13 protein-coding genes are annotated in these 15,159 nt (G+C 58.2%); 6 read left to right on the top strand and 7 right to left on the bottom strand.

Annotation, left to right across the window (positions count from 1 at the left end; genetic code table 11):
• Nucleotides 1–77 precede the first annotated feature (77 nt).
• Complete coding sequence (locus AB3L03_RS23990; RefSeq protein WP_085348942.1) at nt 78–545, bottom strand: nuclear transport factor 2 family protein; 468 nt, start codon at nt 543–545, stop codon at nt 78–80.
• A 78-nt stretch (nt 546–623) separates the two neighbouring features.
• Nucleotides 624–1,028, bottom strand: coding sequence for a YbgC/FadM family acyl-CoA thioesterase (locus AB3L03_RS23985; protein ID WP_210350912.1), 405 nt, complete (start codon nt 1,026–1,028; stop codon nt 624–626).
• Nucleotides 1,029–2,242: 1,214 nt separating this feature from the next.
• On the opposite strand from AB3L03_RS23985, the gene AB3L03_RS23980 reads away from it, so the two are divergent.
• Both AB3L03_RS23980 and AB3L03_RS23975 read left to right on the top strand, forming a co-directional pair.
• Nucleotides 2,243–2,977 carry an outer membrane protein gene (locus AB3L03_RS23980; RefSeq protein WP_085348947.1) on the top strand — a complete coding sequence of 245 codons (735 nt, stop codon included), beginning with the start codon at nt 2,243–2,245 and terminating at the stop codon, nt 2,975–2,977.
• Between the two features lie 292 nt (nt 2,978–3,269).
• Nucleotides 3,270–3,371, top strand: a complete 102-nt coding sequence (locus tag AB3L03_RS23975) for a hypothetical protein (protein WP_368507131.1) — start codon at nt 3,270–3,272, stop codon at nt 3,369–3,371.
• Nucleotides 3,372–5,533: 2,162 nt separating this feature from the next.
• Here AB3L03_RS23975 and sbmA read toward each other — a convergent pair.
• Nucleotides 5,534–6,745: a peptide antibiotic transporter SbmA gene (gene sbmA / locus AB3L03_RS23970; protein WP_368507130.1), complete on the bottom strand. Its 1,212-nt coding sequence runs from the start codon at nt 6,743–6,745 to the stop codon at nt 5,534–5,536.
• A gap of 164 nt (nt 6,746–6,909) precedes the next feature.
• A complete protein-coding gene (locus AB3L03_RS23965; RefSeq protein WP_035974413.1) occupies nt 6,910–7,653 on the bottom strand; it encodes an outer membrane protein in 744 nt (247 codons plus the stop codon).
• 860 nt (nt 7,654–8,513) lie between these two features.
• On the opposite strand from AB3L03_RS23965, the gene AB3L03_RS23960 reads away from it, so the two are divergent.
• Complete coding sequence (locus AB3L03_RS23960; protein ID WP_143272996.1) at nt 8,514–8,717, top strand: hypothetical protein; 204 nt, start codon at nt 8,514–8,516, stop codon at nt 8,715–8,717.
• Nucleotides 8,718–8,721: 4 nt separating this feature from the next.
• On the opposite strand, the gene AB3L03_RS23955 is transcribed toward AB3L03_RS23960, so the two are convergent.
• Both AB3L03_RS23955 and ybgC read right to left on the bottom strand, forming a co-directional pair.
• Nucleotides 8,722–9,003, bottom strand: a complete 282-nt coding sequence (locus AB3L03_RS23955; RefSeq protein WP_085348290.1) for a hypothetical protein — start codon at nt 9,001–9,003, stop codon at nt 8,722–8,724.
• A gap of 125 nt (nt 9,004–9,128) precedes the next feature.
• Nucleotides 9,129–9,572 (bottom strand): tol-pal system-associated acyl-CoA thioesterase, encoded by a 444-nt coding sequence (gene ybgC / locus AB3L03_RS23950; RefSeq protein ID WP_007596415.1) that lies wholly within the window; start codon nt 9,570–9,572, stop codon nt 9,129–9,131.
• A 357-nt stretch (nt 9,573–9,929) separates the two neighbouring features.
• On the opposite strand from ybgC, the gene AB3L03_RS23945 reads away from it, so the two are divergent.
• Nucleotides 9,930–11,213 (top strand): FAD-binding oxidoreductase, encoded by a 1,284-nt coding sequence (locus AB3L03_RS23945; protein ID WP_007614421.1) that lies wholly within the window; start codon nt 9,930–9,932, stop codon nt 11,211–11,213.
• 1,132 nt (nt 11,214–12,345) lie between these two features.
• On the opposite strand, the gene AB3L03_RS23940 is transcribed toward AB3L03_RS23945, so the two are convergent.
• A complete protein-coding gene (locus AB3L03_RS23940) occupies nt 12,346–12,573 on the bottom strand; it encodes a hypothetical protein (protein WP_368507129.1) in 228 nt (75 codons plus the stop codon).
• A 387-nt stretch (nt 12,574–12,960) separates the two neighbouring features.
• On the opposite strand from AB3L03_RS23940, the gene AB3L03_RS23935 reads away from it, so the two are divergent.
• Both AB3L03_RS23935 and AB3L03_RS23930 read left to right on the top strand, forming a co-directional pair.
• Nucleotides 12,961–13,170, top strand: coding sequence for a hypothetical protein (locus tag AB3L03_RS23935; RefSeq protein WP_143272998.1), 210 nt, complete (start codon nt 12,961–12,963; stop codon nt 13,168–13,170).
• Nucleotides 13,171–14,157: 987 nt separating this feature from the next.
• Nucleotides 14,158–14,844 carry an HAD family hydrolase gene (locus AB3L03_RS23930; RefSeq protein WP_007596419.1) on the top strand — a complete coding sequence of 229 codons (687 nt, stop codon included), beginning with the start codon at nt 14,158–14,160 and terminating at the stop codon, nt 14,842–14,844.
• The last annotated feature ends 315 nt before the right edge of the window (nt 14,845–15,159 follow it).

The following is a 15,159-nucleotide window of genomic DNA, read 5'->3' as shown; positions in this document are numbered from 1 at the left end:
GCAGCAACCGGGCCTGCATGGTTCGAGACGCCGCTTCGCGGCTCCTCACCATGAGGGGAGAGAGTTGTTTGCAAGCCTCAGAACGGATCCGTCCCCAGCCCCACCACATCCGCAGGCCTCGGCCCCGGTGCCGGCCAGTGAAACCGCCGGTCCTTCTCCGCAATCGCGATGTCGTTGATCGAGGCTTCGCGGCGCCGCATCAGGCCGTGCTCGTCGAACTCCCACTGCTCGTTGCCGTAGGAGCGATACCACTGGCCGCTCGCATCGTGCCATTCGTATTGGAAGCGAACCGCGATGCGGTTTTCGTCGAACGCCCAGAGGTCCTTGATCAGGCGGTAGTCGTGCTCCTTCTCCCATTTGCGGGTGAGGAACGTGACGATGGCCTCGCGCCCCTGAAAAACCTCGGAGCGATTGCGCCAGCGGCTGTCCTCGGTATAGGCGAGCGAGACGCGCACCGGGTCGCGCGAATTCCAGGCATCCTCGGCCATGCGGGCCTTTTGCGCTGCGGTCTCACGGGTAAAGGGCGGGAGCGGCGGGCGCGACATGAGGGCCTCATCGGTTGGCGGGAGTGCAATCTATCGCCGCGCGCGGGGGAGTCGAGAGGGCCGTCCGCTATCGCCCGATCACGAAATCGGATCAGCCTTCATCAAGGCGCGGATCGATTTCGGGATCGGCTGGGCACGTCCGCCGCTGATGAAGGCGACCCGCACCTCGGCTTTGACCAGCACGACTTCGCCGCGCCGCACCTCCTGCGCCAGCATGATGGAGGCGCCCTTCACGGCGACCGGCCAGGTCACGACATCGAGCACGTCATCCATCCGGGCAGGCTTGAGGAAATCGAGATGCATCGAGCGCACCACGAAGGCGAAGCTTGCGTCTTCCGCCTCGGCCTGCTCGAACAATGCCTGCTGCTCGGCGCCCATCAGCCGCAGATGATTGGTCCGCCCGCGCTCCATGAAGCGCAGATAGTTGGCGTGATAGACGATGCCGGAAAACTCGGATTTGACGATATCGCAACAGAATACCAACTGCTTGATTTCGTTGGGGCGCTGGAGGGCGGTAGCGTGAACAAGCGCAGATTTTTCTACGTCCCTTTCATGGCGAGCCGCAGCGCCTTCGGGATCAGCTTCAGTGTTCACCTAGCTCGCCTCGAGAGAAATGTCAGCCCGGCCGCGAGCATAGCGGCCCGAAGGGGCATGCGGGACGAGTGCAGCGACAACACCGGTGTTTGAGCGGCACGCGGGAACGGGGCCGTAATAACGCTCGCCACAGGCGAGCCCGTTTTCCGAGTGCCCCCGGCGAGGAGCACTTTATGGCTTGCGCGAGGCATCGTGATCCGAAAGGCCGAGACAGCATGGCTCGGCAAGCTGGCTCATAGAGCCCCGTCCGCGGAGCGGACGCGCCCACAACCTAATCGGACCCGTACTTGTGGCATGGGCGAAAACCGCGGCACTTATGAGCCTGATTTCGGGAGATCCTATCGCGGACCTCACACCACTGACCCACATTAAGAACGTGTGCGGTTATTTGCGTGAGAGTTTCCGGGTTCGTTGCTCCGTCGGCGCCGCCCCTGACCGAAAGCCCAACCGATCGCTCCTGCATTGACGGTTTCATCCGCGGAGCCGGAGCAGGACTGGCGTGTATCGTACTCCGTCAACCCAGCTCCATGGTCTGGCCGGAATAGTCGACGAACAGCTTCTCGCCGGCGACATGGACCTGGGGACAGGATGGGCTTGAGGGGGCCGGCCCATTGCTTGTAGCGTTCGCATAGCTGAAGCAGTCGGAGTTAGGCAAAAGACCAAGGTAGCCGGGTTGCAGACTGTCAGCGGTGCGCGCCTCCTGGTTACCCCGATCGCAATCGCTGAAATAGCGATCACGATCGGCTGGAAACGGTGATCACGATGCTCTGGAATGGGCGATCACGATGGCTTGGACTCCGTGATCACGAACGGCTGGAACACGCACTTACCGGGCGCCCCGTCGACCTACCACGCTACTACGTCGCGAGGTGGAGCATGCCGTCAAGCTGTCGGGTGCGCGAGAGGCAGGACACCGCGCTGATCTACGCTCGCAAGCGAAGGGGCATGTCAAGGAGTTGGAGATATCTGCAACGCCGCAACCTGACGCGGCGTTTGTTTCACGCATTTCTTCCAGCGCCAATGTTGCGATGCAGTTACAGCAATTTGCGTGCACGTTGTTAAGACGCAGCAGGCTCGGGGGCACTCAAGACATGGGAATAGAAATGAAGAACTTGTTGCTTATGACAGTCAGTACGGTGGCGCTTGCTGCGGTGGCCCCCGCATTCAGTGCTGATCTGCCTGCGCAACCCATCAGGCCTCTCTACACCACCGCTCCGGGACCTGTCGCGGCTGCAATCTACGATTGGAGTGCTTACTATTTCGGCGTGAACGGTGGTCTGAGCTCAGGCGAGAGTTGTTGGGAGTACCTTGGCAGCAAGCCCGAGGGCTGTCATCATCCGACAGGCGGTAGCGTGGGCCTCCAGATCGGCTATCGATGGCAGATGGGCCAGATCGTGCTGGGTGTTGAGGGCCAGGGCAACTGGGCTGATTTGACCGGGTCCAATCACAGCATCCCGTTTTCCGATACTACCAACCAGACTAAGATTGACGCGTTCGGTCTCATGACGGGGCAGATTGGTTATGCCTTTGGGAATAACGTACTTTACGGCAAAGGCGGCGCCGCAGTCACGAGCAACATCCATCAGATCAGCTCGACCGTGGCAGGAGCCGCTAGGAAAAGTGACGTTCTTTGGGGCGGTGTGTTGGGGGTCGGATTCGAGCACGGCATCGCACCGAACTGGACGGTGGGCTTCGAGTACGACCACCTGTTCTTCCAGCCCCGCACGGTGAAATTCAGCGGGAACATTGGTGGGGCCGATCGCATCCGCGAGGATCTCGATCTTATCACGGTACGGGTCAACTATAAGTTTGGCGGTCCGATTCTCCTGAAATATTGATCCCTAGTTGCGGTCGATGGCCCCGGCCTAGCCGGGGCCATTTGAAGGGAAGCATGGCCCGCTCAGAGCCCGGCCATTCAGGCAATTCCGACGTGAGATTCAAGCGCCGCCTGCGCGATCCCGGCCCCTTTCGCTGGCCTGCGACCCCTCCTTCTCCGGACGGCAAGCTCAGCACTTCGCGGGGAACCGCCGGCTCAGCGCTGAGCACACTCGACACCGAAAGTCAGCCGTAATCGTGGAGAGGGGTAGTCGCAAGGGCGACGAGCTCGGAACCTGCGTCGATGCCGCGGGAATGATACTGCTTGGCTTGCGGCTGCCGCCTTGCCAGGGTAAGCGGCGCATCGCCGTCGCAATCGAGGCAGACGAGATCGTCGAACACAGCTGCCTCGGCTGAGGCGGCCACGGCAAGAGTCCGCCTGCAAGCGTTGAGGACATAATAGATCGGCTCATCCGCGTCTGTCGCGAACCCGGACGATAGGCAGCTCGGCTTTCCAACATCTCACCGGCCCGTCCGATCTTTCGGATCACTCGGCCTCGCCCGCTTCGGCTACTAGCGGCAACCGGGCAGGCGAGCACCCTGCCCTCCGACATCGCCGATATCGCGCGCCAAGCGCCGATGCGGACAGAGGAGAAATCCATATGTGCCGCGGGCGGGGCGCAATGACGTCAGTGAAAGCCGCGGACACGGGCGACCTCATGATGGAGCAAGGCGGCATCCACAGCAGGACTGACCCGAGTTTCTCCGGGCAGGACGCCATAACCCTCGCGCTCAGATGGCATCGCTGCCGGGCGCAAGCTCCATGGCCGGGCAGACCTCTAATCTCGCGCCGCCTTGCAACCCGCCGAAACCCAGGCGGTCAGCCACGCCGGAGCGCGGGGAATAGGTTTGGAGTTCATTCTCGGTCCTTCACACCTCGAAGGGGGTTCTGCAGTTCGCACCCGTAGCAACCACAACAGGATTCCTGCAGACTCCGTAGCGCGAGACGCGTCAAGACAGTTGGATCCAAGTGACCTTTTGCGGCCAGAGCTAATACCTTTTCGGCGAGGCACGCCTTCAACGAAGACGTCCGGTTTGCTTCGGGCACCATCCCGATCGCATCGTCCAGAACACCTCGCAACAAAGCGCATAGTTTGGTTTTCGGTGTCATGGCGCTAATCCAAAAACAACGGAGATCTGGCCGACCTCGGCTCCGGCCCGCCTGGCCGGTGGCCCCCGGAAAGCCGTGCGGAATAAACCTTCTTCGCTCCAGGGAGCGGGAGGAGTAAGGGAGACGGCCGAGCCTACAAGTACAAGAGCTAGGTTTCGGTAATGTGACAGTTCGTGCTCCGCTCATTCTGGATGCATGACGGCTTAAGAAAGCATCCTGCGGATAGGTCCTTTGGTTTTCAAGTCGACGCTTGCTGACGCTATCAACAAAAGTTCGTAAAGCATTTGGTGAGGATCGCCGAGCCGTGAATTGGGCAGCCTTAGTGGATTGCTTGTTCCGATCTCGCCAATTCCAGCTTAGGAGCTCGTCGCGCCTTTTGAGCCGGATGTGCGGCGCGGTTGCTATAGTCGGCGAGCCACGCTTGTGAATCCACGCTGCTCAATCTGGCGGTCATGTTCACGGCCAGAGCTCCGGCTCGGCGGAAACGGATTGGTCCGCAGGCTCAGAGTTGTCAAATCCCGGTTCTGGTAGTTGAAACACGACGCAACATCATCTTGAACTCTTCTGGCACGGTTCACAGTTGAGCTTACGGTGATAAGAATTTCTCTTCGAGATAATTTCGGCGTGCTCCGGCCAGCCCAGCTTGTCGCCGTCCAGGATCGCTGGTTCGAGTGGCTCGATATTCGCACCGAAACTTTCGCCCAGCTGCGCGATCCAGTGACGCTAGAACGAGCTTGGGTGCCACTGGGCTCGATTACCGTTCCGCCAGAACCAGAATGGACACCAACACATCCGGCGGTCACAAGGGCTCGCCGCCCCACGTAATGCCTACCCCTGTTTAGCACCGTATTCCATGGAGGCGGATCAAGTTTGAAACATCCCGCATGGTCGTTCTGGCTAGTCAGTCAGTGTCCGGTGCCATGTGTGACACAATTATGATTGCTCGCTGGACAACACCGTTGAGGCGTGTCTGACTCACACTGTCGAACTTACGACACGCTGGTACTTATTTGTAGAGCTAGGCGGTGTGGACTCTGAGAACCCATTTCCAGGAGCAAATCAGATTCATGGCTGTTTTCTCGGAGCAAGTCTTCGGTGTCATGAACCCGCTGGCTCGACTGCAGGTCGAACGCGACGCGGCTGCTTTGTAGCTTACCCGCCGCGGCTGTAATGGCCCCTACAGCCATCCGCCGCCCCTTTGCCTCAGTCCGCGCGCTGCAACAGCGCGCTAGCCGTCATCCACAACAACACGTCACGGGGGTTCCGATATGCAGTTGCTAAGTTTCTCCACGCCGAGCGCCATTCTCTCGAGTGCCCCTTCTCACAACTTAAGCAATTCAGCAGCGTTGCGACCGTTTGACGCAGAACGGAAGGTCAGGTGTCCGTCAACTCCCTATAGCTATAGGAATCATGTGGCTGGCTTCCTTATCTCGATCGACGGCAGTGGCCCACCGTGGATCTTTGCCTCAAAGCTCCGCAGCCGCTGATAGATCGAGATCAGTTCGACGATCGTGCTCCAGGAGTTGACGAGATACTGAAACGAGGTTCGTACTTGCGTGAACGCGTTGAGGATCTGGTTCATCGCGCCGAGGGTGATCCTGCCCGCGATGATTGTGGGCGCAAGCAGCAGATAAGGAAAGATGACGTCAGTCTGCAGATAGACGATCCGGCCGATATTGAAGTACATGAAGTTCAGATAGAGCCGGAAGTAATTCCTGCGAATGTCGCTAAACAGCACGCTCAATGTCGGCGCATTGGCACGCGCCGTATCATCCTCGCCGAGCACGAGCTCCTTGCGATAGGCCGCTTCGACCCGCTGGTTGAAAAATTCAATTCCGGGCAGGCGGATGCCGATAAGCGCGAGAACGCCGGTGCCCAGGATCGACCAGATCACCGCGGCGAACACCAGCGGATAGGCAATCGAGCCGAACAGAGGCAGCTCCGTGACGTTGCTGGACAGCCTCACCAGAACCGGCAGGAACGCCAACAGTGTCAGCACCGCGCTGATGAGATTGACGCCTAGACCTTCCATGGTGCTGGCGAAGCGCATGGTGTCTTCCTGGATGCGCTGGGAGGCGCCTTCGATCGTGCGCAGCCGTGGCCAGTTGGCGACATAAAACTCGTTCATCGCCGTGCGCCAGCGGAAGATGTAGTGGCTGACGAAGAATCGCGTCATCACGCCGACCACGACGGCCACGAGCGCTATGCCGGCAAAGGTCGACAACTCGCTGTAGAACTGCTCGACCGTGACCGGCGCCGACTTCGAAAGCGCAGCCTGGATCATGTCATAGAACGGTCCATACCAGCTGTTGATCGCGACCGAGACCTGGACCTGAAAGTAAGAGGTGAACAGGATCAGCGCCGAACCAAGAATGGACCACGTCGCCCAGGGATGCGGGGCAAACAACATCCATGCCGCCGCGAACACCGTAACGGCCAGCGCAAAATAGAGATCAAACCACAGCGCCGTGGCCGACCAGAACGTCGCAAGCCCGACCGGCTTCTCCGGGGCTGGAAAGAGATTGCCGGCAAATACATACCAAAACGCCATCGCCAACGCCGTCCAAAGAATTGACGACGCAAAGAACAACTTTGGTCGAGGGAAGAATGAAACGAACATGCTCGCTGTCCTTTATCGATTTAGAACTTCAGCTCAGAAGATGAACTCGCCGCGGTTTCGCTAACTGTTCCTGACTTCCGGTCACCCGCCAGTCGCGTCGCACGCGCGATGCCTGAAAGGCCCCGGTCTAGCCGGGGCCTTCGATTCACCAGTCCGACTTCAGATCAATATTTGAGCAGAATCGGGCCGCCGAACTTATAGTTGAGCCGCGCAGTCACAAGATCGAAATCCTGGCGGATGCGGTCGCCGCCCAGCGAACCAGCAGCCACGACAAAGTTCACGTCGGCATCCCGCATGAACAAGTGGTCGTACTCGACGCTTACCGACCAGTTCGGCGCGAAACCGACTTCGATCCCGGCGCCCACAGTAGCACCCCAAGGGCTGCTATCAGCGCCCGCGAACTGCGCGCCCGTGACTGCGGAGTTGACTCGATACGTGTTGCTCGCCACTGCGACGCCGCCCTTGGCGTAAAACAGTACGGTGTCGAGCGCATAACCGATCTGCCCAGTCATCGTACCGAACGCACCAATCTTGCTCTGGTCGACATCGCCGAACGCAATGCTGACGTTGGATCCGCTCAGATCAGCCCAGTTCCCCTGACCTTCAACGCCCAGCACGATCTGGCCGATCTGCCATCGATAGCCGATCTGCCCGCCGACGGTAATGCCGGTCGCATCATGACAGCCCTCAGGGGTGCGACCATTGTAGTCCCAGCAATTCGAGCTTGAGCCCAAGCCGCCGTTCACACCGACGTAGAGGCCGCTCCAGTCGTAAATTGCAGCCGCGACAGGCGGCGGAGCTTTGGAGTAGAGAGGTTGGACGGGCTGCGCAGCCAGGTCTGCACCGGATGCGGACGCAATTGCGCCAAGCGCCACAATGCTCACAGTCGTAAGCAAGAAGTTCTTCATTTCTACTCTCATGTCTTGAGTGCCCCGAGCCTCATGCGTCTTAACAACGTGCGCGCGAATTGCTGTAGCTGCGTCACAACATTCGTGCCGAAAGAAATGCGTGAACCGGACGCTGCGTTAGGTTCTGCGTTGCAGATCATTCCCAAGTGTCCCCTTACGGAGGCCACCATGGGCGGAGCGCCACATCGGCATGCGTTTCTTGGAATCCCGGGCCCACCTTGATATCCCGCATTCCAAGTTCGGCGGAGACATCGAGCAGTTTGCTGACGGAATTTGTCGGATTCCATTCGCTTCTCGTCAGTCCGGTACCAATCGAGCAGAAATTCAATCTTCAGATATTTGATGCCATTGTCTTGAAGAATGCGTCTCATTTCCGCAAAACCAATCTTGCTTTGCGCGACCATCGTGTCTTCGTAGTGAAGTCCGAACCCGTTGAACCCCGCGCGCGCTGCCCCTTCGACCCTGCCTTTGAATTGGAATGGAGTGACCTCAGCAGGCCCCGAGCGGGTAAACGTGCCCCGAAAGCGCGAAATACGAGATCAGAAGCGCTACGTCATTAGCCACGGCACTATCCTCGCGCGTTCAAGCGGTGAAGTAAGGTATGGCAGCCCACAGGCCACCGGTTGCCATTCTGATATCATGGCACTCGCTGACATAAAGTGGGCGCCCCACGAAACAGTTTTGCCTATTGGAGGCCCGGACCAACTTCGAAAATGGCCGCGCGGCCCTTCATTCGATTGGCGGCGCATCCGGCGCAATGTTGTTGTCGGCACGGCACGCGGCATAAAGAGCGCTAGCCGATGCGCGGTCTCGAACGTAAGCGGCATTTCCGCGACGATATCCATCCTCTTTGAGCGACGGTGAATGACGATCGCTCGATCGTGCTGATCCGCATTCCAGAAAACAACATAAAGATTGAACCTTCTAATGAATCCGACAAACGTGCCTTTGATGTTTTCAGACCCAAGGACGAGGCCGCCGGCCGCCTTCGATTGGGCCGGCTCCTGGACCGTCTTGACCATCTCGTCGAAAATGATCGCGCTCGGTTCCGCCCTCTTCCATGATTTTTTATCCGGAGTGGCAAGAGCACCGAGCGTTGGCGCGCAGCTCGGAAACCATCCGCCTCGCTGCCGTCAGCCAGATGGAGCATGGGGCAATGGAGACGGTGCCGCCATTTGAGAAGAGCCGCGAAATGCGATCGCGCAAGTTCGCCACGGCAGCGCCGCCGGGATAGCCGCGCCAGTCGCCAATCGGCCCGTCATCCTTGACGTGGGTTTCGCTGTGGTCGCTGTGACCAAAGCGGCCGACGAAGTCCGATTTATTTTCGTTCTTAGCCGGCTTCTGATTCATTCGGCTGGACTGTGCAATTGAGCCACCCCCGGGTTGCCGCAGCCCATTTGCTTTAACTTACGCCGCCATGATGACTTGAATTCGTTGGAGCGCTGCAAGGCAAACGCGTGAATGAGGCGGCAGATTTATCTATGCCCTTCCATAGCGAGCCGCAGCGACTTCGGGATGCGCTGCGCCTTTCCAGCTGAGATAAACGCTACCCGTACACGTGCTGTGACCAGGAGATCGTCGCCACGCCTGCATTCCTGCAGCAAGGCAATCGACGCGCCCCTCACCTCTTGCGGGACTGTGACGACGTCAAGAATGTCATCCAAGACCGCCGGTTTTAGAAAATCGATCGTCATCGAGCGCACAACGAAGGCAACACCGGGCGCATCGTTCTTGGCTTCTTTGAGTAATGCTTGCTGATTCGTTCCGAGCAGGCGCAAGTAGTTCGTTCTGCCGCGTTCCATGAAGCGCAAGAAATTTGCGTGATAAACAATCTGGCCGGAGTCGGTATCTTCGAAATAGACCCGGATCTGCATATGATGGCGGCCGTCGCGAATTTCGCCATCAAGAGAGGCTCTCACGGTGTGGTCCCCTTGCTGCCCTTTTGGGACCCATTGTCTCGCACAAAGGCGCGTTCCAGAGCAAGCGACGAGGGGCTTTGGCTTTGTTCGCGCAGTCGGAGCTCCGGCGCACCGCCGCGTGGGTGCTGCGCGTGCCCTCAACAGATCAACAACTTAGTAGCTCGGCCTGATCTTCGGGGTGATGACGAACTGCCCTTTTGGCCTGCGATTTGCCTGCCGGTGTGGCGCTGGCACGTCAGTGTTGGAAGCTAGGGAGGTCCGCTTGGATACTAGAGAGGTCCGCCAGAACTTAGCGGTATTCACGATGGCTGCTGGAGCTCGGGTCGATCAAGAAGCTACTTGTAAGAGGATTGGCGGATGCGAAACAATCGACGATCACACGGACTGTGGGTGCTGACTGCGCCACCAGCGCCACAAACTGCTCCACTTACTGATGAAATTGCAGCGGATATCGTCGTGATTGGCGGTGGATATACCGGGCTGTCGGCGGCCCTTCATCTAGCTGAAGGTGGAGCGCGTGTTGCGCTTTTGGAGGCGTCTGAAATAGGATTCGGCGGGTCCGGGCGGAACGTCGGACTCGTGAATGCGGGCATGTGGCTCATGCCTGAGTCGCTTCCGGCCGCGCTCCGCGCGCCGTTTGGAGAACGGTTACTTGAACAGCTCGGCCGCGGACCGCAGACGGTATTCGAGCTCATCGAAAAGCACCACATCGAATGTGAAGTCGAACGTGCCGGCACCTTGCATTGTGCGGTCGGACGTAAGGGCTTGGAGGAGGTTGAGGCCCGTGCCGAACAGTGGCAGAAGCGTGGAGCGCCCGTCCTGGTGCTAAATGCGGAGGCAACACGCAGCAAAGTAGGCGGTGGCGACTACACCGGCGCGCTGCTCGATAAGCGCGCCGGCACCATACAGCCATTGGCTTATGTGCGAGGGTTAGCGCGGGCCGCGCTTGCGATGGGAGCCAGGATATTTACGCATAGTGAGGCCGTCATGGCGCAACAGAATGGTTTCCGCTGGAGAGTCGGCACCGAAAGCGGATCTGTAGAGGCCGACTGGGTGGTCGTCGCGACGGATGCTTATAGCAAGGGACTTTGGTCTGAGGTACGGCAGGAACAGATTCAACTGCCCTATTTCAACTTTGGCACGCCATGTCTGCCCGATGATCTGAGAAAGTCGATCCTGCCTGAGCGGCAGGGTGTGTGGGACACTCGAGAAGTCCTCTCTTCGTTTCGTCTCGATCGCTCCGGGCGACTCGTGTTTGGCAGTGTTGGTGCGCTTGAGGGGATTGGGCGATCTATTCACCGCGCTTGGGCCCAAAGATCGTTGCACAAGCTTTTTCCAGGACTTCGGGGCGTCCAGTTTGAAACCGGCTGGTTTGGCATGATTGGAATGACCTCCGACAACTTGCCCCGGCTTCACAAGCTGGACCGCAAAGTCATCGGTTTCAGTGGCTATAACGGCCGCGGAATCGCACCAGGCACTGTGTTTGGCAGTGTTTTGGCTTCGTATGTATTGGGGCAGATCGCGGAGAACGACCTGCCGTTGCCGGTCACCGCCGTTGAAGCCCAGCGCTTTCGTGCAGCGCAGGAGGCGTTTTATACGGCGGGCTCCCAGCTTGTTCACCTGATGGATTCCTGGTTCTGATCACCCCAGCAACCCGGTTGGCTTCACAAGCTGCCCTCGCTCGAAGCATGCCGGTCCTCGTGATGTTGTTATGATGTGTTCAAGGGCGCCGTCATGGAACTTAGCATACCTCGGGTAGACAATCGGATGGTGAAAACGACGAGCTTGCGACGGGTGACGTTCATGACTCGAGCTGTCGGTTCTCCGCCGAATGCCAGTCCGCACCGTGGAGGCGGATCATCTCCCCGACGGATCGCTCGATGAAGATGCGCTCAACGCAAAAGCCGGCAGTGACCGAAGCCGCACTTTAAAAGGGGTTTCTCGATATCGCGAGACACCAGCGCGAAGGCCCACCCCAAACTGGAAGCGCTCATGAGTTGCCGTCACGGCGGTCGAAAGGGAAGCGCCAGCCTGTGAGGCGAGTTCTGCGTCATTTCGTTTCGCTGAACCCGTCTGGAAACTCCCTTATGATGGACAGGGCAACTTCGCCTCCCTGCTTTATCCCGGCATCGTAGTGCTAGATGCCAGCGCTGCTTTCTGTTGGGGTGTCATAATTAATCCATGCGCCGAGCGCGTGCGGTGCGCGGCGAAATCTCTTCCGAATAATGAGGTTGTCCACAGGAAGCTGTGAATAGCCGGCATAAGGTTCCGCTATTTGCGGTTGCACGCCCGGAAACGTGTTCCACTGCTCGTAACAGATCGGGGAGAACCGCCAGCTTGCGACTGGCGGCCCCGATTGCCCGCGCAACGCTGCGGACTACGGGCCAAACGCCGATGTTAGCAGCAACAGCATTACATTCGGTAAGCCCCGAGAGGTCAAGTCCGGCTTTACTCTAGTGACAGAATTCGAATGGCTACCTATAAGAACGCCAACTACCTACCGCAATCTAACAGCGACTGTTTCGATCAGGATCAGGGGCCGGGAGTCGCGGCTCCCTTTGCCGCTCTCTCCCGATGCACGGGCTGTCATCGCGAAATCGGAATTGCAGCAGGCCACACATTGCCTCCGCAAAGCAATCATGCGCATACGTCAGCACAAGCACCATTCGATGGCGTCTGATCGTATGGGCAGATCACAATCCGAAGTGAGCGACCGACAACAGCGGAAGTCCGGTTCAGCCGGGCTTCTACACTCTTGTTTGGAGATGCCCATTCAGGCGAGAGTACTTGAGAATGAGCTAGAAGTATTCGCGGCCGGGTCTTCAGCATCTTCCACTTCCGGCATCATTACTTTCGATGCATCGGACAGCGAGCCGCAAATGGAATTCAGCATCATTCTGAGAAGATTCAGAGCTTTCGCAAACGTCTTCGCCTCCGATTTGCCGCGCAACCAGCCCACTTGCCATTGCCACCAGCGTCCGGTGGCTCCGGGTTGAACCATCGAAGGTCATCAGACAGCGTTCGCCGCGCCTCGCGCTCGTGCGGTTTGCCTAAGCATTTCGGCGGTTCGCCTAACGGACCCAAGCCATTTGGCTCTTTGCGGCCCGAAAATCGTTTTGGATTCTTGCGAGTGCGGCCGGTCGCCCGGGCTTTGCTGAGAGGAACGCATGCGCGTGCCATTGAAATTCATTCCTTTATATAAATTGGGTATGGGGACTCCATTTGCAGCTGTGCGCGTGAACGACCCGGTCTGTGTTTGGGTTGGCCGTTCTGTGCCTTTCGAGATGCCCTACCCATGTGGAACCACGCGAGCGCGACAAAGATTGCAATCAGGTGCATGCTCCGAACAAACATCTTCTCGGAAGCAACGGCAATACGGGCAACGGCGATGAATGAAGTTACGATGCTCAACGCGGAGTTAGATCGCTGCAAGGCTGAGCTGAGGGACCTTAACGCGAAGATGAGCTCAATTTCCTGCACGCAGCCGGTGGACATGACCGCAGTCGAGGACGTGGCGAGGCGAATTCGCCAAATTGCCGAACGGGTCGAAGTCTTGACGCGCACCATCCTCCACGGTCCACAAGCCGGAAAACAATAAGGCTGCCAGGAGCGCTGCCGGGCGGCCAGTTACAAAGTTAACCCGGCAGGGAGATGCCCAGGTTAGATCATATTTCTAAGCCTTGCGTGTTCTTGCAGCAGCTCAACTTCTTCTGTCTGAGCCCCTGTTGCTTTCGTCAACTGTCGGCCACCTAATCTTGCGAAGCGATTCGCGATCACCGTAGGTCGCAGGAACGTGCGCTTTTAGATGACGTAACGTGCGCGACACGCGATGCAGCTTCTGCGCTGCTACGGTCGAAAATGTCTTAAGCGGGCAGATATTCTGGCGGGAATTGTGCGAGGGCTTTAGCCTCTTCGCCCTGCCCGTGCGTTGGATGTAACCGTTGACATAGGTGCGATGGCAAGGGCCGCGTCCCCAAGCCGGATGATGAGCGGACCTGAGGCGCATTCAGCGAAGCTCGAGTCTGCCAAGGACCGCGAGTGCTCGCCACGAAAGATCGCTTCGCGGTCCTCAAATCGCGTGTTGCTCAGGCAGTCGCCTGCCGAAGCCCGACTTCCCCATGCCAACCGGAGCGTCTTCAGCGCAAAGGCCCCGTCTCCATGGAGCGCCGCCCGCGAACACTTGCGAATGGCGCCTCCTTCATACTCAACATTTCGCGTTGTCGTGTTCAGCCGTATCCGGCTGAAGACGTTAATGTCGGAGACCAGACACTAACGCGCGAGTATTCCGTCGCCTGAGCCGAAGAACATGGTTTTGCCCTCTTCAAGCGGGGCTCGCAAATGGCTTTGGTGGCACGTGGATTGCTGGGACACCGAAAAGAGCCCGTACGATCATGACGGCCTCGCAGTCGCCGGCCCAGGAGTCCAAATGAAACTTGCTCGATTGATCGCGGGCGTCAATCATCTCCATTCTCGCCAGCATTTCAACTCATCTAGTGTGTCGATGCCCATGCCGTAGTAGTTCGGTGCTACTATACGTGGCGAACGACGGTGGCACCCGCACGGAATCTATGCTTAAGGTCAGATCATGAAACCGGTTCTCGTCTTCGATTGGAATGGAACGTTGCTCGATGATGCATACGCACTGCTCGAAACCACCAATGCAATTCTAGATCGCTTTGGTCGTACAACGATCGACATGAAGACGCTTCGGGAACATTGCGACGTTCCGCTGTCTCTTCTTTATCGCAGCCTCGGACTATCGCGAGACGAGCTTGCGACGGTGGATCGCGATGGGAGTGCAATGTTTCACGACGCCTATGAGGCTCTTGCGGGCAGAGCCGATCTACGCGAGGGCGCGCGCAGAGTCTTGGAGTTGGCGCGCCGAGAAGGGGCTTCGTCCATCATCGTGAGCAACCATATAGTCGACCCTCTGCGCTACCAATTGAGAAGACTTGGAATCAATGACTGCATCGACGATGTGCTCGCGTTCGAAAGCCGCGACACGCAATACAAATCGACAAGCAAAGGAGAGCGACTTCGTCTATACATGCAGAAGAACAACTTGAAACCAGCGTCAACTTTCATCATCGGCGATATGCCGATCGAAACGGATATTGCACGGAATCTCGGACTGATAAGTATAGCCATTACCGGGGGATTTGTTTCCGAGGCGCGCCTGCAAGCGGCGCATCCAGACTACACGATTAACAACCTTCATGAGCTGTTGCCAATCTTACGAAGCTACGGTTTTTTTGGAATGCACAAATCATGATCGGCGAAGATCACCGCACAGCGTCTGTAAAACCTTGATCATGTCGTCCATGTTGAACGAGTTTATCTCGGCGATCTGAACTCCGCCTTCGACATCGCACGCGTCGCATGGCTCAACTCAGTCGCGAGTCCAGCATCTGCAATACCGAACCCGTAATCGGGTACCTGCCGCACTCGCGGCATTCCAGGCGCCTGTAGTCGTCACCGGTGGACTGCTCGAGGCTTGACGATGCCAGATCGAACAATAACCCATCTCTCACCCACACATTGCCGCTCTTACGACCTCAGCGATCCCAGATAGTCGAGCGTGTTGGCA

Origin of the sequence: Bradyrhizobium lupini (assembly GCF_040939785.1) — a bacterium.
GTDB classification, from domain to species: domain Bacteria; phylum Pseudomonadota; class Alphaproteobacteria; order Rhizobiales; family Xanthobacteraceae; genus Bradyrhizobium; species Bradyrhizobium canariense_D.
The sequence above is the reverse complement of the archived record's forward strand: the minus strand, read 5'-3'. Positions and strand labels throughout refer to the sequence as shown.